The sequence below is a fragment of the bacterium SCSIO 12643 genome (assembly GCA_024398135.1).
Taxonomy (GTDB): Bacteria; Bacteroidota; Bacteroidia; order Flavobacteriales_G; family Salibacteraceae; genus CAJXZP01.
Genome location: CP073750.1, coordinates 1,260,936 through 1,287,370, shown reverse-complemented (window position 1 = coordinate 1,287,370; position 26,435 = coordinate 1,260,936). Strand labels below are relative to the sequence as shown.

At 37.1% G+C, this 26,435-nt stretch carries 27 protein-coding genes and 1 pseudogene; 9 read left to right on the top strand and 19 right to left on the bottom strand.

Annotated features, from left to right (window positions below):
- Nucleotides 1-8 precede the first annotated feature (8 nt).
- The 3 genes from sufC to KFE94_05620 all read right to left on the bottom strand — a co-directional run bounded on the left by sufC (nt 9) and on the right by KFE94_05620 (nt 2,617).
- Nucleotides 9-758, bottom strand: a complete 750-nt coding sequence (gene sufC / locus KFE94_05630) for a Fe-S cluster assembly ATPase SufC (protein ID UTW68220.1) — start codon at nt 756-758, stop codon at nt 9-11.
- 65 nt (nt 759-823) lie between these two features.
- The gene (sufB, locus tag KFE94_05625) at nt 824-2,272 is read right to left on the bottom strand and encodes a Fe-S cluster assembly protein SufB (protein UTW67590.1); all 1,449 of its coding nucleotides are present in this window, start codon (nt 2,270-2,272) and stop codon (nt 824-826) included.
- A gap of 18 nt (nt 2,273-2,290) precedes the next feature.
- Complete coding sequence (locus KFE94_05620) at nt 2,291-2,617, bottom strand: iron-sulfur cluster assembly accessory protein (GenBank protein UTW67589.1); 327 nt, start codon at nt 2,615-2,617, stop codon at nt 2,291-2,293.
- Between the two features lie 308 nt (nt 2,618-2,925).
- On the opposite strand from KFE94_05620, the gene KFE94_05615 reads away from it, so the two are divergent.
- Both KFE94_05615 and KFE94_05610 read left to right on the top strand, forming a co-directional pair.
- Nucleotides 2,926-5,130, top strand: a complete 2,205-nt coding sequence (locus KFE94_05615; protein UTW67588.1) for a TonB-dependent receptor — start codon at nt 2,926-2,928, stop codon at nt 5,128-5,130.
- 9 nt (nt 5,131-5,139) lie between these two features.
- Complete coding sequence (locus KFE94_05610) at nt 5,140-5,481, top strand: heavy-metal-associated domain-containing protein (GenBank protein ID UTW67587.1); 342 nt, start codon at nt 5,140-5,142, stop codon at nt 5,479-5,481.
- Nucleotides 5,482-5,556: 75 nt separating this feature from the next.
- Here the strand turns inward: KFE94_05610 and KFE94_05605 are convergent, their stop codons facing one another.
- The 8 genes from KFE94_05605 to KFE94_05570 form a co-directional block, all read right to left on the bottom strand.
- Nucleotides 5,557-6,408: a pirin family protein gene (locus KFE94_05605; protein ID UTW67586.1), complete on the bottom strand. Its 852-nt coding sequence runs from the start codon at nt 6,406-6,408 to the stop codon at nt 5,557-5,559.
- A gap of 27 nt (nt 6,409-6,435) precedes the next feature.
- Entirely contained in the window at nt 6,436-7,065 is a 630-nt protein-coding gene (locus KFE94_05600; GenBank protein ID UTW67585.1) for a nitroreductase family protein, read from the bottom strand.
- A 15-nt stretch (nt 7,066-7,080) separates the two neighbouring features.
- Nucleotides 7,081-7,959 carry a pirin family protein gene (locus KFE94_05595; GenBank protein ID UTW67584.1) on the bottom strand — a complete coding sequence of 293 codons (879 nt, stop codon included), beginning with the start codon at nt 7,957-7,959 and terminating at the stop codon, nt 7,081-7,083.
- A gap of 29 nt (nt 7,960-7,988) precedes the next feature.
- On the bottom strand, nt 7,989-8,585 hold the full coding sequence (locus tag KFE94_05590) for a YceI family protein (GenBank protein UTW67583.1): 597 nt from the start codon (nt 8,583-8,585) through the stop codon (nt 7,989-7,991).
- 63 nt (nt 8,586-8,648) lie between these two features.
- The gene (locus KFE94_05585; protein UTW67582.1) at nt 8,649-9,101 is read right to left on the bottom strand and encodes a MarR family transcriptional regulator; all 453 of its coding nucleotides are present in this window, start codon (nt 9,099-9,101) and stop codon (nt 8,649-8,651) included.
- 49 nt (nt 9,102-9,150) lie between these two features.
- Nucleotides 9,151-9,585 carry a MarR family transcriptional regulator gene (locus tag KFE94_05580; protein ID UTW67581.1) on the bottom strand — a complete coding sequence of 145 codons (435 nt, stop codon included), beginning with the start codon at nt 9,583-9,585 and terminating at the stop codon, nt 9,151-9,153.
- 4 nt (nt 9,586-9,589) lie between these two features.
- Nucleotides 9,590-10,066 (bottom strand): glutathione peroxidase, encoded by a 477-nt coding sequence (locus tag KFE94_05575; GenBank protein ID UTW67580.1) that lies wholly within the window; start codon nt 10,064-10,066, stop codon nt 9,590-9,592.
- A gap of 112 nt (nt 10,067-10,178) precedes the next feature.
- The gene (locus KFE94_05570) at nt 10,179-11,171 is read right to left on the bottom strand and encodes a helix-turn-helix domain-containing protein (GenBank protein ID UTW67579.1); all 993 of its coding nucleotides are present in this window, start codon (nt 11,169-11,171) and stop codon (nt 10,179-10,181) included.
- A 141-nt stretch (nt 11,172-11,312) separates the two neighbouring features.
- Here KFE94_05570 and KFE94_05565 point away from each other — a divergent pair, with 141 nt between their 5' ends.
- From KFE94_05565 to KFE94_05555, 3 genes are read left to right on the top strand one after another with little or no spacing between them, the layout of a single operon-like run.
- On the top strand, nt 11,313-11,651 hold the full coding sequence (locus tag KFE94_05565) for a hypothetical protein (protein ID UTW67578.1): 339 nt from the start codon (nt 11,313-11,315) through the stop codon (nt 11,649-11,651).
- Between the two features lie 58 nt (nt 11,652-11,709).
- Nucleotides 11,710-12,129 (top strand): SRPBCC domain-containing protein, encoded by a 420-nt coding sequence (locus KFE94_05560; protein ID UTW67577.1) that lies wholly within the window; start codon nt 11,710-11,712, stop codon nt 12,127-12,129.
- A 54-nt stretch (nt 12,130-12,183) separates the two neighbouring features.
- Entirely contained in the window at nt 12,184-12,723 is a 540-nt protein-coding gene (locus tag KFE94_05555) for a CopD family protein (GenBank protein UTW67576.1), read from the top strand.
- Here KFE94_05555 and hemN read toward each other — a convergent pair.
- Genes hemN through hemA form a run of 6 tightly spaced genes read right to left on the bottom strand, consistent with a single transcriptional unit; the run spans nt 12,720 to nt 18,945 of the window.
- On the bottom strand, nt 12,720-14,084 hold the full coding sequence (gene hemN, locus KFE94_05550; protein ID UTW67575.1) for an oxygen-independent coproporphyrinogen III oxidase: 1,365 nt from the start codon (nt 14,082-14,084) through the stop codon (nt 12,720-12,722). The two genes, KFE94_05555 and hemN, sit on opposite strands and share 4 nt — an antisense overlap.
- A 12-nt stretch (nt 14,085-14,096) precedes the next feature.
- Nucleotides 14,097-15,074 carry a porphobilinogen synthase gene (gene hemB, locus KFE94_05545; GenBank protein ID UTW67574.1) on the bottom strand — a complete coding sequence of 326 codons (978 nt, stop codon included), beginning with the start codon at nt 15,072-15,074 and terminating at the stop codon, nt 14,097-14,099.
- 2 nt (nt 15,075-15,076) lie between these two features.
- Nucleotides 15,077-16,105, bottom strand: a complete 1,029-nt coding sequence (hemE, locus tag KFE94_05540; GenBank protein ID UTW68219.1) for a uroporphyrinogen decarboxylase — start codon at nt 16,103-16,105, stop codon at nt 15,077-15,079.
- On the bottom strand, nt 16,099-16,764 hold the full coding sequence (locus KFE94_05535; protein UTW67573.1) for a uroporphyrinogen-III synthase: 666 nt from the start codon (nt 16,762-16,764) through the stop codon (nt 16,099-16,101). Before KFE94_05535 ends, hemE begins: the two co-directional genes overlap by 7 nt.
- A gap of 8 nt (nt 16,765-16,772) precedes the next feature.
- Entirely contained in the window at nt 16,773-17,690 is a 918-nt protein-coding gene (gene hemC / locus KFE94_05530) for a hydroxymethylbilane synthase (GenBank protein UTW67572.1), read from the bottom strand.
- Nucleotides 17,683-18,945: a glutamyl-tRNA reductase gene (gene hemA / locus KFE94_05525; protein ID UTW67571.1), complete on the bottom strand. Its 1,263-nt coding sequence runs from the start codon at nt 18,943-18,945 to the stop codon at nt 17,683-17,685. Before hemA ends, hemC begins: the two co-directional genes overlap by 8 nt.
- Before the next feature lie 173 nt (nt 18,946-19,118).
- Here hemA and hemH point away from each other — a divergent pair, with 173 nt between their 5' ends.
- Nucleotides 19,119-20,162, top strand: a complete 1,044-nt coding sequence (hemH, locus tag KFE94_05520) for a ferrochelatase (GenBank protein UTW67570.1) — start codon at nt 19,119-19,121, stop codon at nt 20,160-20,162.
- A gap of 8 nt (nt 20,163-20,170) precedes the next feature.
- Complete coding sequence (gene hemL / locus KFE94_05515) at nt 20,171-21,463, top strand: glutamate-1-semialdehyde 2,1-aminomutase (GenBank protein ID UTW67569.1); 1,293 nt, start codon at nt 20,171-20,173, stop codon at nt 21,461-21,463.
- Between the two features lie 28 nt (nt 21,464-21,491).
- On the opposite strand, the pseudogene KFE94_05510 reads toward hemL, so the two are convergent.
- Nucleotides 21,492-21,871: pseudogene (locus KFE94_05510) on the bottom strand (DUF2237 domain-containing protein).
- A gap of 39 nt (nt 21,872-21,910) precedes the next feature.
- Nucleotides 21,911-22,474 carry a PorT family protein gene (locus KFE94_05505; protein ID UTW67568.1) on the bottom strand — a complete coding sequence of 188 codons (564 nt, stop codon included), beginning with the start codon at nt 22,472-22,474 and terminating at the stop codon, nt 21,911-21,913.
- Between the two features lie 148 nt (nt 22,475-22,622).
- On the opposite strand from KFE94_05505, the gene KFE94_05500 reads away from it, so the two are divergent.
- Both KFE94_05500 and KFE94_05495 read left to right on the top strand, forming a co-directional pair.
- Nucleotides 22,623-24,260: an ABC-F family ATP-binding cassette domain-containing protein gene (locus KFE94_05500; protein UTW67567.1), complete on the top strand. Its 1,638-nt coding sequence runs from the start codon at nt 22,623-22,625 to the stop codon at nt 24,258-24,260.
- 560 nt (nt 24,261-24,820) lie between these two features.
- Nucleotides 24,821-26,392 carry a hypothetical protein gene (locus KFE94_05495; protein UTW67566.1) on the top strand — a complete coding sequence of 524 codons (1,572 nt, stop codon included), beginning with the start codon at nt 24,821-24,823 and terminating at the stop codon, nt 26,390-26,392.
- The last annotated feature ends 43 nt before the right edge of the window (nt 26,393-26,435 follow it).

Genomic DNA, 26,435 nt, shown 5'->3' with positions numbered 1-26,435 from the left:
TTGAAGAATTAAACCGTAGTTTCTTTTAACCAGTCGTAACCTTTAGCTTCTAATTCTAATGCTAATTCTTTTGGCCCGGTTTTTACAATTTTCCCATCATACATTACATGAACAAAGTCCGGAACAATATGATCCAAAAGTCTTTGATAGTGAGTTATTACCATAAAAGCATTTTCTTCATTACGTAATTGATTTACTCCGTTAGAAACCACTTTTAAAGCGTCAATATCCAATCCTGAGTCGGTTTCATCCAGAATAGCTAATTGAGGATCCAACATAGCCATTTGGAAAATTTCATTTCGTTTTTTCTCACCACCTGAGAAACCTTCATTTACAGAACGGTTCGCTAAACGTCCTTTAAGCTCAACCAATTCTTGTTTCTCTTTCATGAGTTTTAAGAAATCTTTGGCTTTTAAAGGTTCTTTTCCATGATACTCACGGATGTTATTTACCGCTGCTTTCATGAAGTTGGTGTTACTCACTCCAGGGATCTCAACCGGATATTGGAATGCTAAGAATAAACCTTCTGCAGCACGCTCATCTGGCTCCAAATCCAAAAGATCTTTTCCATTGAAAAGAACCTCTCCTTCGGTAATTTCATAATCATCTCTTCCTGCCAATACAGAGGCCAAAGTACTTTTTCCAGTTCCATTTGGTCCCATGATCGCATGGATTTCACTTGCGTTAATTTCCAGATTAAAACCTTTTAAGATTTTATGACCTTCTACTTCAGCATGTAGATTCTTAATTGATATAATTGGTGTACTCATTGTTTTTTTCTTTGTAATCGATGACGAATTTGAATAATGTCATCAGACTAAATTTACCCTACTGATCCTTCTAATGTAATTTCTAATAATTTTTGCGCTTCTGCAGCAAATTCCATTGGTAACTGGTTTAATACTTCACGTGCATAACCATTTACGATTAAGCTAATTGCTTTTTCTTCACTGATACCTCTTTGCTGGCAATAGAATATTTGATCTTCTCCAATTTTTGAGGTGGTCGCTTCATGTTCCACTTGTGAGTTTTTATTCTTCACCTCAATGTATGGGAAAGTATGCGCCCCACATTGATCTCCCAAAAGCAAGGAATCACACTGAGAGAAGTTTCTAGATTTTGTTGCATTCTTGTGAATTTGAACCAATCCACGGTAGCTGTTTTCTGAAACGCCAGCAGAAATACCTTTCGAAATAATGACACTTTTGGAGTTCTTACCTAAATGAATCATTTTCGAACCTGTATCGGCCATTTGGTGGTTGTTGGTAACCGCAACACTGTAAAATTCTCCCTCGGAATAGTCTCCTTTTAGAATACATGAAGGATATTTCCACGTGACAGCTGAACCTGTTTCAACCTGTGTCCAGGATACTTTCGATTTATATCCAGCACACATCGCACGTTTGGTAACGAAGTTATATACTCCGCCTTTTCCTTCCTTGTCTCCAGGATACCAGTTCTGAACAGTAGAATATTTAACCTCAGCTTCTTTTTTCACCATGATTTCAACCACTGCAGCATGCAACTGGTTTTCATCACGTGTTGGAGCAGTACAACCTTCTAAATAACTTACATATGAGCCTTCATCAGCTACGATCAATGTACGTTCAAATTGACCAGTGCCGGCTTCGTTAATTCTGAAGTAAGTAGATAATTCCATTGGACATCTGGTGCCTTTTGGAATGTAACAGAAAGATCCATCCGTAAATACCGCAGAATTTAGAGCTGCATAATAATTATCTGAAGATGGAACCACGCTTCCTAAATATTCTCTTACCAATTCAGGATGTTCTTTTACCGCCTCTGAAAAAGACATGAAAATAATCCCTTTTTCTGCCAAAGTTTCTTTGAAGGTTGTTGCAACAGATACAGAATCTACCACTACATCAATAGCGATTCCGTTCATTCTTTTTTGCTCTTCAACCGAAATGCCTAAACGATCATACATGCTTTTTAGCTCAGGATCGATTTCATCTAAACTATTTACCTGTTTTTTAGGCTTTGGCGCAGAATAATAACTGATATCTTGAAATTTAGGCTTTTCGTATTCTACATGTGCCCAATCAGGCTCTTCCATGGTCAACCAATGGCGATAGGCTTTTAATCGAAATTCCAATAACCATTCTGGTTCATCACGTTTACTGGAGATTAAACGAATAATGTCTTCATTTAATCCTTTTTCAATACGATCTGTCTCAAAGTTGGAAACAAAACCATATTTATATTCTTGCCCTTCTAAATCCTTTTCTAAATCTGTTTCGTTATAGCCCATTATATGTGCTTTTTATTTTTAAACAGCGAAGCTTTCACCGCACCCACAGGTACGAGAAGCGTTCGGATTGATAAATTGAAAACCTTTTCCGTTTAATCCACCCGAAAAATCCAGCTTCGTTCCAATGAGGTACAAGAAACTCTTTTTGTCAACGACAACTGTAACCCCATTATCCTCCATTTTTTTATCCTCTTCTGTGATTTTGTTATCAAAATCTAAATCATACATCAATCCAGAACATCCACCGCCTTTGACTCCTACTCGGATAAAGGCGTCATTTCCCAGATCACTTTGTTTCAATAGCCGTAATGCTTCGTCACGTGCTGCGTTTGTTACTTCTATCATAACGGTTTATTTAGAATGATTCTAATTAAGCGCAAAAATACCTATTTTTAGGTAGGTAACAAGTGAAAAAAAACACTTTGAGTTATTAAAGAATAAGAATTTGAAATAGAAGGATAACTTCTAGTAAATAAAGAGGATTGAAAAGAACTGGAAATAAGAAGGAAAGAGGGGTTTTGATCTTTGTTGGTTGGACTTTTGAATGAGAATCTGAACTCATTTTATGAGTAATTTGTGACATAAAGGTTAAAATTTAATTAAAATTGGTAGCTATCAGTTTCGAAACTTATTTTAGCCGCAAAACCGAATCCATGAAAATAAAAAATCTCAAAGTTAATTTGAACCCGGTGCTTAAGTGCTTGGGCTTGATTATGGGTTTTTTATGGCTAAGTGTGTCTGATTTGAATGCACAAAAAATCAGTGGAGTTGTTACTGATGAAAGCAATGCGCCATTGGCTTTTGTGAACGTCTTGTGGGCGTATACACAGACTGGAGTGAGTACAGATGAATCTGGAAAGTTTAAAATTGATGTGCCGCAGAAATACCCTGGATTATTGGTGATTTCCAGTGTGGGATTTAAAACCGATACGATCAAGGTTTGGGAAAATATGAAAAAGATTACTATAACGTTAAAAAGTAATCTGGATTTAAAGGAATTCGAAGTAGCAGAGCGTAAAAGTGCGACTTCCGTAGGGACGATTTCTACAGACAAAGTAGAAACTTTAAGCGCAGAAGAATTAAAAAAGGCTGCCTGCTGTAGTGTTTCAGAAAGTTTTACAACCAATGCATCTGTAGATGTGAATGTAACCGATGCGGTTTCGGGGTCTCGAAAGATTAAAATGTTGGGGTTGGATGGGATATATACCCAGATTCAATTTGAGAATTTACCGTTGGTAAGAGGGCTATCCGCGTCAAATGGGTTAGACTATATTCCAGGTACCTGGGTGAATTCTATCCAAATCAAAAAAGGTGCAGGCTCAGTGGTGAATGGATATGAATCTATTGCAGGACAAATCAATGTGGAATTGTTAAAACCTGATGTGGCCGAAAAGTTGTTTGTGAATGTGTATGCCAATGAAATGGGCCGATTTGAGTTAAATACGCATCTGTCTAAAAAACTCAATAACAAATGGAGTACGATGTTGATGATTCATGGAGGAAATCAGGGTTTTGAAATAGATCGTAATAATGATCAATTTTTAGATATTCCTTTAAAAAACACATTGATTGTAATGAATCGATGGAAATATTTTGGCAAAACGTTTAGATCGCAATTTGGGGTAAGGGGAGTATTGAATGATGTGAACTCTGGACAAAAGAAGGCTTTGGAGAATCCGTATCAGGTAAACATCAAGACCAATCAGTTATATGCTTTCGCTAAAGGAGGATATTTATTGAATAATGATAATAGTGTTGCAATCATTTCAAAGTTTAAATATCATGAGCTTAAATCTACATATGGATTAACGAGATATGATGCAGATCAAAGAAACTTTTATGTAAATCTTACATATGCGGATGAGATTATTGATGAGAAAAACAGTATCAAAACAGGGTTGAGTCTGAATTACGATAACTATAGACATCATTTTAACGATTCTTCATTTACCAATTTGGAAGTTGTTCCAGGGGTGTTTTTGGAGTATGCGTATGTTGGTGATAAATTATCGGTTGTTGCGGGTATTCGGGGAGATCACCATAATCAGTTTGGTGGATTTGTATCTCCAAGATTTCACATGAAGTACAATTTAACATCCAGATCAGCATTTCGATTATCAGCTGGGAAGGGTTTTAGAACTACAAATGTGCTAATCGAAAATTCATCTTATTTGGTGAGTTCTCGGAAGGTAAATTTTGTAGAAGCTTTAAATCCGGAAAGAGCATGGAATTATGGAGTGAGTTACTCCCATAAGTGGACTATCTCGGATGTTGAAGTATCGGTTAATGGAGACTATTATTATACTGATTTTGAAAATCAAGTAGTGGTTGATGTAGAGAATAAGGACTTTGTTTCGTTTTATAATTTAGACGGAAAATCATATTCGCATGCATTTCAGATAGAAGGAAGTATAGAGTATAAAAGCTGGGAATTTAGAACGGCTTATAAGTTCCTGGATGTCATGACAGATTATGCATCTGGATTGAAAAGAAAACCATTTACACCAAAAGATAGAGTTTTATTAAATCTGGGATATCGTTCGCGATTTGATAAATGGAAGTTTGATATTACCACACTCTGGACAGGATTGAGTCGCGTGCCGTCTACAGAGGGTAACCCTGAAAATGCAGTTCGAAAGACAGAGTCGGAAGCGTTTTTTGTTGTTAATGGTCAGATTACAAGAAAGTTCAGGTTGTTTGAGGCATACCTGGGCGCAGAAAACTTATTGAATTATAGACAAGATAATCCCATTATCGATAGTGAAAACCCTTTTGGAGATCATTTTGATGCGTCTATGATTTGGGGACCAGTATCAGGAAGAATGGTGTATATTGGCTTTAGATATTCAATTAAATAAAAGATAGATATGAGAAATTTAGGTTTGTTACTTGTTTTTATGGCGGTTTCATTTTTTACGAATGCAGCTTTCGCAGGTGGAACGGAAACGATAAAAATCAAAACATCTTCACAGTGTGATATGTGTAAAGAAACCATCGAAAAAGGAATGGCATTCGAAAAAGGAGTTAAAAAAGCAGTTTTAGATGTGGAAACGAGTATTTTAACGGTGGAATATAATCCTAAGAAAACGAATCCGGACTTGATTCGAAAAGCAGTTGCAGCAACTGGTTATGATGCGGATGATGTCCCTGCAGATAAAGAAGCTTATGATAAATTACACTCCTGTTGTAAAAAGGGAGCGCATAAATAATATTAAGTCCCCGAACAAATCAACCTATCAGGTTTTTTAAACCTGATAGGTTGATTTGTTCGGGGATCATTGTTCTTACCTTGGTAAGAACCCCATTTTACCCATATCGTAATCTCTAAGCGCTTCCATAATTTCGGTTTGCGTGTTCATTACGTAAGGTCCCCACATCTTTTTAGGTTCATCAATGGACTGTCCTGATAAAACTAAAAGTTTACTTTCAGTATCTGATACAATTTCTATTTCCGATCCATTTGTACCCAATTGTACGAGTTGCATATTTCCAACTTGTTGCCCATTGATTTTAGAACTACCAGCTAATTGATAAATGGCTCCATTTTCTCCCTCAGGTAGATCAAGTTGTACTTTACCTTGCTCTTGCATTTCAATAGTTGCAGCGGTGATGCTTGTCAATGATTTTATGGGGCCTTTATAACCTCCAATCTCTCCGGAAATTACATTGATCTTACTATCCACTTGTTTAATGACTGGGATATCTTCTGAATTAAAGACCTGATAATTGGGTTGCACCATTTTCAAATCCTTTGGCAGGTTGATCCATAGTTGGATAATCTCTAATGTGCCACCGGTTTCTACAAATGATTTTGGAACACCCTCGGAATGAATAATTCCCATTCCGGAAGTGATCCATTGTACACCACCTGCTTTTACGATGGCTTGATTTCCTCTCGAATCTCGATGTTCAACTTCACCTTGAAAAACAAAAGTAACAGGTTCAAAACCGCGATGTGGATGAGGTGCTACTTCAAATGCAGGACCTCCGGGAGGGATTTCCTCCGGAGCTGCATGATGTAATAAAATAAATGGGCTGATTTCATCCAGTTCAGCCTGAGGTATAGGTTGACCAATTTTTGTTTGACCCATCCATACCGTTTGATTGTTTACGATTCTTTCAATCGATTTTTTCATTTTACCCTCCTTCAGGGAATTGCATTGTTATACAACTTCAAATAAATCAGTAAGTGGTTTTCTTACTTTTTTGCCGTGCTGGGTTTGATCTTCTTCTGATCTGTAACCGATTGGTAAAACCAAAGCAGCAGATAATCCTTTTGCTTCCAGACCTAAAATCGCGTTATACTTTGCAGCATCGAAACCTTCCATCGGACAAGAATCAATTTTTAGTTCGGCACAAGCTGCCATTGCGTTTGCCATAGCAATATAGGTTTGCTTTGCAGTCCAGGTTCTGGTAATTTCTTCAGGAAAAGAACCAATAGTCTTTTTCATAAAATCCCCATATCCTTTTAAGTTTTCTGATGGGATGCCCTGAACGCTTGATTTTAAATCAACATATTGATCGATATATTCAGGAGTAACTTCGTTGAAGTTACAAAAAATCATTAAATGAGAAGCATCAGAAACCTGAGATTGTCCCCATGATGCTGCCACCAACTCTTGTCTTAGGCTTTCATCTTTTACAATAAGCACTTTATAAGCTTCCAACCCGTATGATGTTGCAGATAAGCTGATGGCTTCTTTAATGGTATCGATATCGGCATTAGATACTTTTTTAGTGGCATCGAATTTTTTAGTTGCGTAACGCCAGTTTAAATTTTCTATTAATGACATAGTTTGATTTTTTTCTTAGTTGATGCGCAAAGGTACTTCCATTACAAGTACTTTGCTTTTTGCTTGTGATTTTATTAATAATTCTTCACTATCCCATGCGCCTAAACCATCACGTGCGGATAGATTTTCTCCTTCAATTTGGACATTCCCTTCGATCAGGAAGATATACACTCCATTGTTTTTATCTCTAAGTTCATACGTGAATTGTTCACTAGAATTCATTTCACCTAGATGAAACCAGGCGTTTTGGTGAATCCAAACGCCATCATCATTTGAACTGGGAGATAGGATCTGTCTAAATCCATTGATCTGCTGTGTTGCATTAATTTGATGTTGATCGTAGCGCGGAGTAACTTGTTTTTGGTTAGGGAAAACCCAGATCTGCAAGAGCTTTAAATCTTGATCCTTGTTTTTATTAAATTCGCTGTGTTGGATTCCTGTACCAGCGCTCATCACCTGAATTTCTCCTGGACTAATCACTCCCGAATTGCCCATACTATCTTTATGCTCCACCTGTCCACTTAATGGAATAGTAATGATCTCCATATTGTCATGTGGATGGGTTGGAAATCCTGCTCCCGGAGCAATATGATCATCATTTAGTACACGAAGCACTCCAAAATTCATTCGTTCAGGATTATAGTAATTTGCAAAGCTAAAAGAGTGATTCGCTTTTAACCAACCATGATTCGCCTGACCACGGGTATTTGCTTTATGTAAAACCGTTTTCATAGTTCGTATTTCTTTGTTGGGAATATGATTAAAACCTTCCTGAGAAATGACTTTTATATCATTCTGGTTTTTGGAATCTTTTTCTGACGCCAGAACTGTGGGAGCTATTGCTCCCACTGAACCCGCTATCAATGCCTTTTTTAAAAAACTTTTTCTATCCATGTTGAATGTTTTAATGGGATAGACTCGATTTAGTTTTGGCTATAAATAGTGACCTTTAAGTTGAAGTTATCACTAATTGCCTTGTCTCCCAAACTATCAAAATAACTAGATGAACCATATTTCACTTCATATTTGGTTCTATCTATATCCACGTTAGCGGTGATGATATGCCCCTTACCATTCGGCTTTACGATTGCAGTAAAACTTTGAGATTTGGTAATGCCTTTAATGGTCAAATCCGCTACGATGTCGTATGTATTCGCTTGTTTCCCCGGAGTAACCTTAGTCGTTTTAATTGTCGCGGTTGGATACTTCGAAGTAGAGAAGAAGTCATCAGAATTTAGATGGCCAATCAATTTTTGTTGCCATTCACCTTCTAAGTCGGAATTTGTAATTGAAGTCATATCTGCGACTACCGTTCCTTTTATCAATTGATCTTTTTTGAATTCGAAATCACTTTCTTTAATAGAAATCGTTCCCTTATGATCTCCACCGATAACTTTAGAGCCAGTCCATTCGATAATCGATGTGGATTTACTTGCTTCTTTTTCACCAGCTGAAGTAAAGGCGCTTAAACCTAATACTGTTGCAAATCCAAGTCCTAATAATAATGTTGATTTTTTCATGATGTTTGTTTTTAATTGTTGTGATGTTAATAATTGTATATACAATGGTTGTTGTAAAATTTTTTAATTCCTAATCTTATCTAATAAGTCAGCGAGAGTAGAAGCCTCCTGTTCCGTTAGGCTATCTCTAAAAGATTGGTTCATTTCATTGAGTTCATTAGATGTTTTCTCTAATAAATCTAGTCCGGCCGGCAATATGGAAATATCTACCTTCCTACGATTGGCTGGACAAATCTGACGATCTACCAATCCCTTGATGCGAAGTTTTTCTACCAAACGCGTAGTATTACTCATTTTATGTACCATACGACCTGAAATATCCTGAAGACTAATCGCCTTTCCTTTTTGACCTCTTAAGATGCGTAATATGTTATATTGTTGCTCTGAAATTCCAAAAGGTTTTAAAAGGCTATTCATTCTTTCAGACATCCACGCTCCTGTAAATATTACATTTAGTGTGGCACGATGATGTGCATCTTGAATGTCACCCATTTTTAATTCCTCTTCTAATTTCATTTTTTTATTGTTGAGACAACAAATGTATATACAATTGTTGTAAGTGAATCTATTTTTCAATAAAATTTAACATTTTCCACATTGTGGATCTTAGTTGATTTAACTCCGTAATTGGAATGTTACTTGTCGTAGCTAGTTTTTCCGGGATATCCAGCGCTTTTATTTTGAGTTGTTGTCCAGATTTGGTCAGTGAAACATTTACCGTTCGTTCGTCTTCCGAAGACCTTTTTTTAACAATTAGCCCCTTAAGCTCCATTTTTTTGAGGAGCGGAGTAATCGTATTGGTATTCAGGAAGAGCTTGTTTCCCAATTGACTCACGCTTAGATTTTCATGCTCCCACATCACTAACATCACCAGGTATTGAGGATAGGTAAGACCAATCACATCTAATAGCGGTTGATACAATCTTGTGATCATCCGAGATGTGGCATAAATCGGAAAGCAGAGTTGATTTTCCAGTAAAAGCTGTGATTGATCTTTCATGACTTTATGATAATAGTTTAACAATATCCTTTTCTAGTTTGGAGGGCACGGTAGTGGGTAAATATCTCTTATATGGTTTACCATTACTGTCAATTAGAAACTTTTCAAAGTTCCATTTGATTTTTCGTCCTAGGAAACTACCGAGTTGACTTTTTAAGTATTTATATACAGGATGTGTATTTTCTCCATTTACATCCACTTTTTTCGTTAATTGAAAGGTAACACCGTGGTTGATGCGGCATACTTCTTCAATAGTATCGTTGGTTTCCGGTTCTTGATTTTTAAATTGGTTACAAGGAAAACCTAAAACAACTAATCCCTTGTCTTTGTATTTTTGATGTAGTTGTTCCAGTCCGTCAAATTGCGGAGTAAGTCCACATTTGGTGGCCGTGTTAACTACTAAAACTACTTTTCCTTTGAAGTCAGCCATGGAAATACTTTTTCCAGATGGCGTTTCGAATGTTAAATCGTAAAATTCCATGATCTTAATTTAAATCGTGAGCGATTATATCGCATGCGACAAATTTAAAATGACTTTTGAATTAGGAAAAGAATTGGGATATTAAAATTTGTTATAAAATAATATTGTCTGACTATAATAAGCTCATCTCGCGATTATACTTCTTACGGTATTCCATTGGAGATAACCCGGTGAACTTTTTAAAAGTATTACGAAATGATTTGTCATCTGTGTAACCCACATTGTACATAACATCACTTACAGAATAAGTGGAGGACTCCAGACTTTTTTTAGCTGCTTCAATTTTAACACGCTGGATATATTCGATTGGTGTGTTTGAAGTAGCTTTCTTAAATCTTCTCACAAAGTTTCTACGACTCAAAGCAAATTTGTTGGCCAGCTCTTCTACATTTATTTTATCACCAAAGTGACCTTCGATAAAAGTCTGCGCATTTTTTATGGATTCATCTTCATGTTCTTTCTGCCCATTAAAAATGGTGAACTGATTTTGATTGCTACGGTCAAATTCGATTTCAAACATTTTGGAACACCAAATGGCCGTTTGACGTCCACAGTATTTTTCAACCAGATACAATAGGAGATTTAGAAAGGAATAGGCCCCTCCGGAAGTATAAATGCCATTATCTTCAGTAATAATTCTTTCATTTAGAAGTGTAATTTGGGGATACATTTGTCTAAAGTTATCTGCAGCAAACCAATGTGTCGTACAGGTCTTACCATTTAACAATCCGGTTTCAGCTAAAAGAAAAGCCCCAGTACACAAGCTAGCCACTTCCGCATCGTTTTGAATTCTTTGCTTTTTAATCCAAGGAATAAATTCCGCATTATTGGCCAGTTCCTTCTGCATATCTCCAACAATTGTAGTTACAATGATCAGGTCCGTACGTTCTATCTGATCAATCGTTTTGTTAGGTGTTACAGTAAAAGCACCATTATACAAATCAGTCTTAGAATTCAATCCAACCAGATCCACTTTAAACATGTCAGATGAGATTTGACCGGTCTGTAGTAAATAATCGTTGACTTTATTAAATATCTTATAAGCACCAATGATAGAGCTTAAAACTGCTTCCCCGTTAGGAACTATAACACTAATATGTTTCATGGCCTTTGTTTTGAAGATGTTGAAAAACAAATGTATACAAACTATGTGTCTCAAAACACCCGTGTAAGTGTCGGAAATACACCCATAAAAAGGGTAAAGTGGGATTTACCTTTGTTAGCATAAACCAAAAACATTTTAACTATGAAAGATTATTTAGTATTAATTCGAGGTGGTGACGCAAGAATGGCAGATTTAACAGAAGCTGAAACTGCAGCACACATGGAGAAATGGAATGTATTTATGGGAGGTCTGGCGCAATCAGGAAATCTTGCCGGAGGATTACCATTAGGTCAGGATGGTAGAATTTTAACCACGGCTGGCACAACTGATGGTGTGGTAAACTCGGATAGTGGAGAAGCAATTGGAGGATATTTGATGATTAAAGCAGAAAATTACGATCAGGCTGTAGAATTATCAAAAGGTTGCCCGGTGTTTGAGCACAACGGAAATCTGGAAATCAGAGAGTGCTTACCAATGTAAAAACTCATTTTAAAAAGCGTGGCATCAGCCGCGCTTTTTGTTTTAACAAATTTGATTTATGCAAACACTATATCATACATTTCATATTGACTCCACCTTCGAAAAGGTATTTGAGTCGCTCACTACAATTGACGGGTTATCCGGTTGGTGGACTAAAACCACCAGTGGAGACGCCAATTTGAACGGAACCGTATTTTTTAAATTCGCAGAATATGCCACGTTTGAAATGAAGGTTGTTCAGGTTCAGGAAAATCTGATGGTTGTCTGGAAATCCGTTTCGGGAAATCCTGATTGGGAAGGAACGCATATCGCTTTTAAGTTATCTGAAAATGATAATAAAGTCATGGTTCAGTTTACACATGGTGCTTTTTCTGATGATTATTCAGCGCTTGGAAACATAAATTTCAGTTGGGGTAGGTATTTGGAGAGTTTAAGAAACTACTGTGAAAAAGGAGTAGGAGCTCCTTTTGAGGAATAGGATTGTTGTTTTAGAATTTATTGTTTCTTTGGGCTTTTACTCAAAAGGAACAATATGTCTTTTTTATGGTTGAAATCGTTGCACATCATTTTTGTGGTAACGTGGTTTGCGGGATTGTTTTACATCGTTCGGTTATTTATTTATCAGACTGAAGCTCAGGATAAACCTGAGGTAGAAAAAGATATTTTGACGCGCCAGTTTCAGTTAATGAGTAAAAGACTGTGGTATGGAATTACATGGCCTTCTGCTATACTGACTCTAATTTTTGGAACCAGCGTTTTGTTACAAAGACCGTTCTTTTTAAAACAACCCTGGATGCACATCAAACTGACATTTGTAATCCTATTATTTGTATATCACTTTCTAAATCACAGAATTTTTGTGCAACTTCAAAACAACCAATATTCATGGACTTCTACCAAACTGAGAATATGGAATGAAGCAGCAACTTTATTTTTATTCGCTATAATCTTTTTGGTGATATTCCAAACGGCAACCGATTGGTTATACGGATTATTGGGACTGGTTGCTTTTGCTGTTGTATTGATGATGGCCATCAAAATTTACAAAAGGCAAAGAGAAAAACGCAACTAGATCGTCATTGAAAATACTCTCGTTTGCGGAGCCTTTCTAAGGAGTCTCAAATCAAAAGCCATACAGATATTTCTTACGAAAGGTCTGGCATGTTCAGGAACAAACAACATATCATCTTGAATGGTGAGTAAACCATCAGATTCCATTTCTTTTAATTTGTCGAGACATTCAGGAAGTTCTGGGAATTGAGCATCAGGTTCTTTCCATGAAGTCTCGAAATGGCACATGATATTCAAAATATGCTGTCTAATTACACGATCTTCATCGGTGAGTAAATGACCTCTAAAAATTGGGAGTTCACCCGCATTTGCTCTATTCTCATAATCCGTTACGGATTTTTCATTTTGAGCAAAAGCGTACCACGAGTCACTAATAGCCGACATTCCCAACCCGATCATTAACTGGGTTTTACTTGCGGTATACCCCATGAAATTACGATGTAGTTTTTTGCTCTCGAGAGACTTATACAGGGAATCTGATTTTAAAGCGAAATGATCCATCCCGATTTCTACATATCCCAATTCGGAAAACATCTTTTTCCCAGCTTCGTAAAGCGCGCGTTTAACCTCATTTTTTGGTAGGTCAGCTTCGCTATAACCTCGCTGGCCATTTCCCTTAATCCAAGGAACATGCGCGTAACTGTAAAATGCCAATCGATCCGGCAAAAGTTCGTTGGTTTTACGAATAGTATCCTGAACATTTTCCAGGGTTTGATGTGGTAGACCAAAAATAAGATCATGACTTATTGATGTATATCCTACTTCTCTGGCCCATTCTGTTACCATTTTTACCTGTTCGAAACTCTGAATTCGATTAATGGTTTTTTGAACTTTTGGATCGTAATCCTGAATCCCAAAACTGCAACGTTCGAAGCCTAAGTTGAAAAGTGTTGTAAGATGCTCTTTCGTGGTGTTATTCGGATGCGCTTCAAAACTGAATTCGTGATTCTCAGCTCGTTTTGCTGATTTAAATAATCCGGTAATTAATTGTTCTAAATGTTCCGGAGCAAAAAAGGTAGGTGTGCCACCACCAAGATGTAACTCTTTAATGATGGGTGTTTCGTCAAACAGTTTTACATAAGAATTCCATTCGTTTAAAACGGCTTCGATGTATGGAGATTCTACAGTATGTCTTTTGGTGATTTTTTTATGACATCCACAGAATGTGCATAGGTTTTCACAAAAAGGAAGATGAATATAAATACTAATGCCTTCTTCTGAATTACTCTCGTTGAAAGAACGAATTACAGATTCTTTCCAGGAATCCTGATCGATTGTATCAGCTTCCCAATATGGAACTGTTGGATAACTTGTATATCGCGGTCCCGGAATATTGTATTTCTGAATTAGATTTTGATTCATCTTTTTGATCTTTTAATACCCAAATAAACGAATAGCTTCTTTGGCAAAATAAGTTGCGATCACATCCGCACCTGCACGTTTAAGTGAAGTCAATGATTCGATAATCGCTTGCTCTTCATTAATCCAGCCTTTTTCTGCAGCTGCTTTAATCATTGCATATTCACCACTTACCTGGTAAACCGAAACCGGAACTTCAGAAATAGCTTTCGCTTCTTTTACAATATCCAGATAAGGTAATCCTGGTTTCACCATAACCATATCAGCGCCTTCTTCGATATCCATTAGGATTTCCTTAACAGCTTCATGTCCGTTAGCCGGATTCATTTGATACGTTTTTTTATCTCCAAAACCTGGAGCAGAATCCAGTGCGTCACGAAATGGGCCGTAAAAACTAGAAGCATATTTGGCACTATAACTCATGATTCCTGTATTGGTAAATCCTTCTTCTTCCAGTGCTTCACGAATGGTTTGAATACGTCCATCCATCATATCACTTGGGGCCACAAAATCGGCTCCTGCTTCAGCGTGAGAAATAGACATTGCAGCCAGTACTTCAGCTGTAGAATCGTTTAAGATTTGTCCATCTTCCACAATACCGTCATGACCGTAGGAAGAATACGGATCTAAAGCCACATCTGTCATGACAAGCATTTCTGGAACAGCATCCTTAATGGCTCGAACAGATCTTTGCATTAAACCATCTGCATTGATGGCTTCTGTGCCTTGATTGTCTTTTAAATCATCAGGAACCTGTACAAATAGTAGTACAGATTTAATTCCCATGTTCCATAGTTCCTTCACATCCTGAACAGTCAAATCCAGACTTTTTTTGAAGTAATTTGGCATAGATGGAATTTCCTTTACCTGATTGGTACCTTCCGAAATAAAAAGTGGTACCAAAAAGTCATTTGGAGTTACGATAGTTTCCTGAACTAAAGAACGAATGGCTCCGTTTTGGCGTAATCTTCTTGGTCTTTTATATGGATACATAATTATTTCGCTTTATAGTTTTTAACTGCATTCACAAAGGCTTGTGCATGTTCTACCGGAACGTGAGGTAAAATACCGTGACCTAAATTAGCGATGTATTTGTCTTTTCCAAAACGATCAATCATTTCTGTCGCTAACTGTTCAATCACTGGAATAGGAGATAACAATCTGGATGGATCGAAATTACCTTGTAAAGTAATGTTTCCTCCAGTTAATTTTCTTGCTGTTTCTGGAGTTACGGTCCAATCCACGCCAATAGCAGAGGCTTTACTAGCTGCCATTTTATCCATTGCAAACCAACATCCTTTTCCAAACACAATTACTGGAGCATCATCAGCCAGAGCATCTACGATTTGTTGAATGTATCGCCATGAGAACTCTGCGTAATCTTCAGGAGAAAGCATGCCTCCCCAGCTATCAAATACCTGGACCGCATTGACTCCGGATTTCACCTTCTCTTTTAAGTAAGCAATGGTGGTATCGGTAATTTTTTGCAATAGCAAATGTGCAGTTTCAGGTTGTGAGAAACAGAAGCTTTTGGCCTGATCAAATGATTTAGAACCTCTTCCTTCTACTGCATAGCAAAGGATTGTCCACGGAGAACCAGCGAAACCAATTAAAGGTACACGATCATCTAATTCTGCTTTCGTCATTTTAATGGCATCCATTACATATTGTAAAGTATCACCAATTTCCGGTACAACTGTTTTTTGAACATCCGCCATAGAACGAATAGGGTCTTCCAACCATGGGCCAACTCCAGCTTTCATTACGAACGGAATGTTCATGGCTTGTGGAACTACCAAAATGTCAGAAAATAAAATGGCTGCATCTACGCCAATTTGATTGACTGGCATCACAGTGATTTCTGTTGCCAGTTCAGGCGTTTGACATCTGGTAAAGAAATCATATTTGGCCTTTAGTGCTCTGAAATCCGGAAGGAATCGCCCGGCCTGACGCATCATCCATACTGGAGGGCGTTCTACAGTTTCGCCTTTTAAGGCACGAAGAAATAAGTCGTTTTTCATGATTTTTGAAATAATTCAATGGTTTTTTGAATCACCGAAGAGACCTTTTGGTGATCGGCAATCATAATATTATTAGAATATGGTTGAACCGCTGAAGCAGTGGTCTGACCAATACATATAATCTGTTCGTTGTTAATGTGATGATTCGTGAGGTAACTTTCTACCGCAGAAGGACAAAAGAATAGTAGCCCGTCAAATGATTGATCCATTTTCTTTGGGGTCAATCTGGTGGTATACAATTCATATTGTTTCAGGAGAACGCCATGATCTAGTAACAATTGAGGCAATTCTGGTCGGCTCTTGTTGCCTCTTAAAAAAGTAACCGACTTAATATCTTGTTGCACTATAAACTCGCCCAGTGCTTTTGCATTTTGAAATGATTGCTGAATCGATATGCCATATGGTTTCAGAAGCTTCGGAATAGAATCTCCCACACAATGAATCTCCTTTCCTTCCAAAACATGTATCTGATTTGAATCCAACAAAGATTGAATAACATTCTTACTGGTAATGAGCACCACATGATCTAAAGCATCTCTTTTTAAATCAACCTGATTGTATGCGATTGAAATAAAATCCTCATCCCGAATGGCAATATGATTTGAAATCAATTGCTCACGTAAATCTTCAGAGAGGACCTTTGTAGATAATATGGAAGCCACAGGCGTCATTATTGACTACTTTTTATTTCATCTAAAATTTCTTTGGCACCCTGACCTAAAATGGTTTGAGCACATTTAGCTCCGAAATGCTCGCGGTCATCCCAAGCCACAGATTCTTTGATTTCAAGTTGTTGTGAACCATCGATCGAGTTTACCACTCCGTGAAAATGTATGTGTTGATCGCGAACTTCGGCATGCGCCCCAATCGGAGCAGTACAACCAGCTTCAAGCGTATGCATAAAATCTCTTTCAATAGTCACAGCTGCGGCTGTATTTTCATCATTAAGAGAAGCCAAACGATTCTGTAATTCTGTGTTTTCAGTTTTTCCAACGATCAGCAACGCACCTTGTGCAGCTGCGGGAACCATCCAATCCAACCGCATAGAATGAGTAGGAAGCTTTTCAATTCTTTTTAATCCAACCTCGGCAAATACGGCTCCATCCCAAGGATTGGATGCTAGTTTTTCTAATCTGGTAATCACATTTCCTCTAATTCCAGTGATAGTATCGTTTGGATAACGATATAACCATTGCGCTTTTCTTCTTAGACTAGAGGTAGCGATTACACGGGAGGAGTTATTTAGAAAATCTTCCGGAGAACCATTATAAACCATAGTGTCGTGAATGCCCCCTCTCTGAGGAATGGCAAATTCAGAAATTCCTTTTGGTAAAATGGTTGGGACATCTTTCATGGAATGTACCGCGATATCAATGCGATCTTCCAATAAGGCAATATCTAAGCTTTTTGTGAAAATTCCGGTCACCCCAAATTCATATAACGGGACTACGGTATTTTGATCGCCTTTAGTATTGATAGGAACAATTTCAGTTTCTAATCCCAGTTTTTCAATTTCATCACGAACAAAGTGCGCTTGCCACATGGCTAGTACACTATCTCTGGTTCCGATTCTAACTACATTACTCATGTGCCTGTACTTCTTCTAGTTTAAATACTTCCTGAATGAAATTTAGATCCCGATCAAATTCAGTGCTGTTGTTTCTCAGGTAACTTGCGAATTGTCCCGTTAACTTTTGAACAATTTTGTCTGAGAGCATCATCATCTGTTCTTGCTCTTTTTCACCGATAGACTTTGATAGCTTTTGGAGTTCGCTGTCTTTGTACTGTTTCAGTTTTTGATTGAGCGCGGTGATTGTAGGTACCATTTTTCGTGAATCAATCCAGGCATAAAACTCAGCTTTGAGTTCGTCCATAACTTTATATGCACGTGGAAGATATTTTTCTCTGTTCTTTAAGGTTTCATTGGTTTTTTTACTCAATTCATCCATATGGATCAGAGAAACATTTGGTAACTCAGCCACCGATGGGTCTACATTTCTAGGAATAGATAAATCCAGAATGAGTAGAGGAGTATCGTTGGTAATATTTTCTTTGGTAACAGTAGGAATCTGGGCACCAGTAGCGACAAATAGGATATCACAAGCACCAATTTCATCATTTAAGTATTGATGATTTTTAACATGGATGTCAAATTTTTGTCCGAGTACATTTGCTTTTTCCTGACTCCTGTTGATCAATGTAATGGCATCATGATCGGTATGTTTGATCAGGTTTTCGCAGGTGTTTCTTCCTAATTTGCCGGTTCCATACAATAGGATTTTTTTATCATTTAAATCCTGAAACTGTTCTCTAATATATTGTACACCTGCAAACGAAACTGAAGTTGCACCTGAACTTAATTCCGTTTCAAACTTTACTTTTCGACTGGCTTGAATTACGGAGTTGATCAAGCGATCCAGAAAAACATCTGAAGTTTTAACTTCTAAAGACTGTTCGTAGCTTTTCTTAACCTGACTAATAATTTCAAAATCACCAATGATTTGACTATCCAGGCCACATGCCACTTTAAATAAGTGGTTGATCGCTTCTTCGCCTTTATATATGTATGCTATTTCTTTAAGTAGATCGAGATTCCCTTTTGAATATTTTACCAATAACTCAAATAGAACCTCAGGATCTGAAACAAAACCGTAAAGCTCGGTTCTGTTACAAGTTGAGATCAATAATGAACTTTTACATTGAACCAATTTGGAGTTCTCTAACAACTCTAATTGTTGATCTGATCCAATACTAAAAAGTCCTCTGGTCTCTGCATCTGTTTTTTTATAAGATAACCCGATGACATAAAATTGTGTCGGATTATTTTGATCCAAATACCGCATATTATGGATTGATTTAGTGTCCCGCAAATATACGGAGCCCTGAAAGGAATCATTCGGACCTTTTGTAAAGAAAGTGTCATGATTTTACAGGCATTTGAATGGGATATTTGATTGGGAACAAACAAATGTTTCTTTTGTATAGTTTTAAAAATAGCAGATTTAGATTTTTTTAGATGAAAGGAATTTTATTGGTGAATTTGGGATCCCCTGATAGTCCGACCCCTACAGATGTAAAACGTTATTTGGGGCAGTTTTTAATGGATGAAAGAGTGATTGATATTCCCTTTATTTTTAGATGGTTACTGGTTAAGGGGATCATTGTAAATACCAGAGCGAAAAAATCTGCCGCAGCATATCAAAAAATCTGGACCAAAGAAGGTTCTCCATTGGTGGTGATTTCGCAGAAGATGGTAGATCGATTACAAGAAAAAATAGATTGCCCGATTGCTTTGGGAATGCGTTATGGTTCACCTTCAATCGCAGATGGGTTAAAAGCGTTAGATCAACAAGGTGTTGATGAGGTTTTAATGATTCCATTATATCCGCAATTTGCAATGTCGACCACCGAAACCGTGATCGAACAGGCAAAAGAAGATTTACGCCAGTTTGAAAATATGACCATGGAGGTTTTACCTGCATTTTATAATGATGAATCATATTTATCAGTGATTTCCGAACAAATGAAGTCTGAGCAGGAAGATGATGTATATGATCACTTTTTGTTTTCCTATCACGGTTTACCGGAAAGACATATAAAAAAATCAGATATTACTCAATCTCATTGTAAGATTGATGCGAGTTGCTGTGTGACTCCATCTCCGGCACATGAGTTTTGCTATAGACACCAGGCATACAAAAGCACTGAAGAAATTGCCTCAAGATTAGGATTAAAAGAAGGAACTTACTCGACTTCGTTTCAAAGTAGATTGGGCCGTGATCCGTGGTTGCAGCCTTATACTGATGAGACATTAGTCAAACTGGCGCAAGAGGGTAAAAAAAATATTAAGGTTGTGGCACCATCTTTTGTGGCAGATTGCCTTGAGACTTTAGAGGAGATGGATATGGAAAATCGAGAGGTTTTTATGGAGTCAGGGGGAGAGAAATATCAGTTTATTTCCTGCTTAAATACGTACCCCGGATGGATAGACGTTTTGCGTAAATGGAGTGATGATTGGAAAGAAGAAAAGGGCGAAAAAGAATATTTGAAAATAAAATAGAATTATTGATGCGTTATCAAAGAAGTAGTGCGTTGTTTCAAGATGCACAGAAGTATATTCCGGGAGGAGTAAATTCTCCGGTGAGAGCATTTAAATCTGTAGGTGGAACACCTATTTATATTAAAGGTGCTGAAGGGCCTTATTTAGAAGATGAGGATGGACATACCTATATTGATTATATCAATTCCTGGGGTCCGCAGATTTTGGGGCATGCATATCAGCCAGTTGTAAATGCAGTGGTCGATAGAGCCAGAAAAGGAACTTCATTTGGAACACCAACAGAAGTGGAAACTGAGATTGCGAAATTGATTGTTTCTATGGTACCTGGCATTGATCAAATCAGAATGGTAAATTCAGGAACGGAAGCGTGTATGAGTGCGATTCGTTTGGCTCGTGGTTTTACCGGAAAAGACAAGATTATCAAGTTTGCAGGATGCTATCATGGTCATTCGGACTCATTTTTGATTGCAGCAGGTAGTGGAGCGGTGACATTCGGTGCACCAAATAGCCCTGGAGTGACACAAGGTACCGCAAAAGATACTTTGTTGGCGAACTATAATGACATGGCGCATGTTAAAAGCATAGTGGAAGAACATGAAGGCGAAATTGCAGCGATTATTATTGAGCCTGTTGCCGGAAACATGGGGTGTATTCCTCCACAACCAGGGTTTTTAAATGAGCTTAGAGCATATACTGAATCGAAAGGAATATTACTGATCTTTGATGAGGTGATGACCGGATTTAGATTGGCGCCAGGTGGCGCACAGGAAGTTTTCGGAATTACAGCAGATATTGTGTGCTTTGGAAAAATCATTGGAGGCGGACTTCCTGTAGGTGCTTTTGCGGCACGTAATGAAATTATGAATATGTTGGCCCCATTAGGAGCAGTTTATCAGGCAGGTACATTGTCAGGGAATCCATTGGCGATGTCGGCTGGACTAGCGATGTTATCTGCATTGAATGAGGACAGAGAAATCTATACGCGAATCAATGAGAAAACAGCTTATTTGCATAAAGAGTTAGATGCTGTTTTCAGTGCTTCAGGACATGCGTATACCATCAACAGATATGGGTCTATGATTTCTGTGCATTTTTGTGATTCAGAGGTGATCGATTTTGAGACCGCTAAGGCAGGGGATAATCCTAAGTTTAAAGCATTCTTTCATGGAATGTTGGAAAGAGGTGTGTATTTAGCACCATCAGCATACGAAACCTGGTTTATCTGTGATGCATTGTCTTACGAAGATATTGATAACACTGTAAAACGAGCAGCTGAAACTTTAGCGACTATTGCTAAGTAGATAAAAGATTAATCCGTCTTAGAAATTTCTAAGACGGATTACTATAAAAAGCATATTCCAGTAGGATATCCATTGAAACAATTTCCAATGTTTTTTCATTGGTAGCTTCTAGAACGACTTTTGGAGCCGCGTGATTTTGATGTGCCTGTAAAAACCTCGCTGCACATAAACACCATTTGTCACCTGGTTTAACTCCTGCAAAATTCCATTGAGGTAATGGCGTAGAAAGATCGTTACGTTACCTACGGATTTTGAAAAATCTAGAAATTCTTTCGTAGCCACAATACAAACAGTGTGTACGCCTACATCAGTTTCATCTGTATTACAACAGCCATCTCTAAAATAACCAGTAAGAGGTTCCATACTACATGGGATGAGTGGTTGTCCGAATACATTTAAATCTGCCATAAGAATACTTTGAATCTAAAGTAATCAAATTAAACGGACTTAATAACCCAAAGTATAGCCCAGGGTAAATTGAAAAACTGAGTTTTTTATGTTTTGATGCGTTTTTGTGACTTCCGTTAATCCTAGATTATAACGCACACCGATGTCCAGATTGGACACTACATTCACAGAAGTTCCGAATGCCAACCCAAAGTCTACAGCGTTATATGCTCCACTTGGTAATGTGCCTCCGGTACCACTTAGCAGAAAACCAATTTGAGGCCCAAATTCTAATCCAAGCATATCGGAAACATAAACTTTACCTAAAATAGGCCAGTTTAAATAATGTAGTTTGATGCGATCACTAAGTAGATCATTTCGATTTCCCTGAAGAGAGTATAGCGCTTCAGATCTAAGCGTAAATACAGGGGAAATTAAATATTCAGCATATAGCCCACCTGTAAAACCTGTGAGTGTTGAACCTTCTGATCCTTGAAGGTTGGCTACATTGACTCCACCTTTTAATCCGATAAGATAATAACTATCAGATTGTGCCTGTATCAGTTGTGCAGAAAGCAGAAATGTAAAGAAAATATAGATTTTTAATGTGTAATGTAATTTCATAATTGGATTTGGTTGATTTGCGGTGCAAAGGTCATTTGAGTGATGAAATTATTTTTTGACCTAAATCAAAAAATGGAAATTCTGATGTCTAAAGATTTAATTATACCCGGTAAGGAATCATTAGATTTGCCGCCATAATTTTTTTGATATGATATCTGTAGATGGTTTAGGAGTTGAGTTTAGCGGACATACATTGTTTAGTGATGTTTCGTTTGTGATCAATGAGAATGATAAGATCGCTTTGATGGGGAAGAATGGTGCGGGAAAATCCACCATGATGAAGATTATTGCTGGAGTTCAGAAGCCATCTAAAGGAAATGTGAGTGCCCCTGGTGATACCGTAATTGCGTATTTACCGCAGCATTTATTGACGGAAGACAATTGTACCGTTTTTGGGGAAGCTTCCAAGGCGTTTGCGCATATATTCTCTATGCGAGACGAAATTGATCGTCTAAATAAAGAATTAGAAACGCGAACGGATTATGAATCTGCGGAGTATATGAAGATCATTGAACGTGTGACAGAGTTGGGTGAGAAATTCTATGCCATTGAAGATGTCAATTACGATGCAGAAGTTGAAAAAGCTTTACAAGGTCTGGGGTTTAAACGTTCAGATTTTAATCGTCAAACCAGTGAGTTTAGCGGGGGGTGGCGAATGAGAATTGAGTTGGCCAAAATACTACTGCAAAAACCAGATTTAATTCTTTTGGATGAGCCTACGAATCATGTGGATATTGAATCGGTGATTTGGTTGGAAAACTTTTTGGTGAATAAAGCGAAGGCTGTTGTGGTGATTTCACACGATAGAGCATTTATTGACAATATTACCAATCGAACGATTGAAGTCACTATGGGTAAAATATATGACTATAAAGCCAATTATAGCCATTATTTAACCTTAAGAGAAGAACGTAGAGCACACCAGTTAAAGGCATATCAGGAACAACAAAAGTTCATTGCAGATAATAAAGCTTTTATCGAACGATTTAGAGGAACGTATTCCAAAACAAATCAGGTGAATTCTAGAGAGAGAATGTTGGAGAAGCTCGAAATTATTGAGATTGATGAAGTAGATAATTCTTCTTTGAAATTAAGATTTCCTCCAGCACAACGTTCAGGCGATTTTCCGGTTGTGGTAAGGGAAATGTCAAAAAGGTACGGAGATCATGCGGTATTTAAAAATGCCAATATGAGTATTGAACGTGGTCAAAAAGTATCTTTCGTTGGAAGGAATGGAGAGGGGAAGTCCACTATGATCAAAGCCATTATGAGGGAGATTGAATTTGAAGGAGAATGTGGTTTGGGACATAATGCGCAGGTTGGATATTTTGCTCAAAATCAAGCTTCATTATTGGATCCGAGTCTCACGATTTTTGAGACTGTAGATCAGGTGGCCAAAGGAGATATTCGTAAGCAAATCAAGAATATTCTAGGTCAGTTTATGTTTAGCGGAGATGCGATTGATAAGAAAGTGAGTGTGCTTTCCGGAGGAGAAAAGACCAGGTTGGCAATGGTGAAGTTGTTATTGGAACCCGTGAATGTTCTGATCCTGGATGAGCCGACCAATCATTTGGATTTAAAATCTAAAGATGTTCTAAAAGAAGCACTGAGCGCGTTTGATGGGACATTAATATTAGTATCTCACGATAGAGACTTTTTACAAGGATTATCTCAAAAGGTTTTTGAATTTAAAGATCAAAGAGTCATTGAACATTTCGAAACAATTGATGACTTTCTTGAACGAAATAGAATTGAAAATTTAAAAGAGATTGACCTTAAAAAATAAAAGGCCTAAATAAAGGACGACTAATCAGTGGAGAAAAACTCCACGGAATAGAACTTATAATCAAAATTAATCCAATTCCAAACCATACGAATTGGAGCTTGAATTTTCTATTGTCTGTTTGTGCATTCTTTATTTTGGAATTTCCAATGGTTATCAATACGATGGCGATGACCATCACAAAGACGTGCTCCATTCCAAAGAAACGCAGTTCCCGCTCATGAATCCCTTCAGAAAAGTGAGAAAGAAAGTAGCTGCTAATTGGGCTGATAAAATATAAATAGAGGCCAATGAACAATTGTAAATGCGCAATTGATAGAGTAACTGTTTGTAGGATTCTATTTTTCCGTTCAAAAACAAGTTGTTTTTTCCACCCTCTAAAAGAGGTGATACAGATAAGAATCAGGCTTATAAGAACTGCCCATCGGTTCCATGAATGAAGTGCTAATGTAAATGAGTACACTTTGATTTTTTAGCAAATGTAATCTCTCGGAATAAAGTATTCTTAGGTCTGATCTTAATTTATAGTGTACATTAATTATTTTAGTTTTAAATAATTTTGAATGAGCCTACTAAACTCGGACCTCCTAAAAGGTCTTACCCCTTTTTTTAATTTTAAAATAGAGAACTTTGAAGACCTGTTCTCATTGGTGCTAGGCGTACTAATATTCGTAATTGTCGTTTTTCATGGGATAACTTTAGATATGACCTATGACGAGGCGTATACGTATCTTCATACTGGTCGTATCCAAGATTTTTGGGGAATATTCAAATTTGAGATTGCCAATACCCATATATTGAATTCTCTTTTGATGACCGTGACCACTTTATTTTTCCCGTATAATGATTTTGCTATTCGATTACCTGCTATTTTAATAGCTGGATTTTACATCTCTGTGGCATTATCAATTTCTAAACAGTTTAAGAACAGGTTGATCTTTCTTGGATTACTTTTTGGTTTTTTTTATTTCACATGGTATTTATCGTTGGCAAGAGGTTATGGGATGTGCGCAGCTTTCCTTCTTGCCGCTGTTTATGTGCATAAGAATAAACAGCAATTTCATAATTGGTATTTATGGATGGCCAATTTCTTTTTATTGTCCATATATTCCAATTTCGTAGCAATACCTATAGTATGTGTTTTTAGCATTTATATCTGGGTTGTTGACTTTAAGTTTTTAATACCCAGAATTTCCAGGTCAAAGTGGATTAGAATAATAACACTTTTTGCAATCAGCATTTTTGCTTTTTTTTTGGTAACAAGAGGGGGGAGACCTTTATATGGCGCATATGATATTGGTTTTTTTAAAGCTATTCCTTATGATTTGGTCAGTCGTTTTATTGATTCATCCAATATTTCTGAGCATTGGGTTGTTATAGGGACATTGGGTTTGGTTTTTTTATCATTAGGAACGTTCCTGGTAACCCGTGCGCAAAAAATGTATGGTGTAATCTTGATAAGTACATTGGTATTAATAATAGGTATTAGTTGGATAGGAAATAAACCTCTACCGACCGGCAGAGTATTGATTCCATTTTGGCCATTGATAGTACTTCTTATAATTGAAATATTGGATTATTTAACTGAATCCCTAAGGATATCTAAAAAGGTGGTTTTATTATTTAACGTTTTGTTTTTAGTCGTGTTTATGATCAATTTCTCTAATCAGACGTATTTTTCAAATCTATATAAAGATAAACTGGAATTGTGGAGGAAGCCTCTTATTATATTAGCAGATTATGATAAAGATATTTATCCTTTTGATACTTATTATTTCCCTCACGATAGATATGTTTTGGAGAAAGACCTTTATCATGGACTTATTCAAAAAAAGTTAAGTCAAATGAAACCATCATTTGTTATGGAGAAAAATGGTGTGAAGTGGTCTGGGTATGATCAACTGAGAGTAGTGGCTTTTGATTTTAATAGAAAGCCATATTTCGATAGGTTTTATAGGAAAGTTTATAAAACCGGTGAGTTGATTTATGAGGATGAGTGGATTCTTGAATATTATTTGTATAAGTCTGGAAATCAAATGTGGACTTATTTGTCTTATCCTTCAAATGTGGATGGGGATAAAATCGTATTGATTCCCAATAATTGTGACTGGTCAATTGATATAGATATTCGCTAATATATATAGAAGAATGCTTATTCATAAAAAGGACTAACCTATT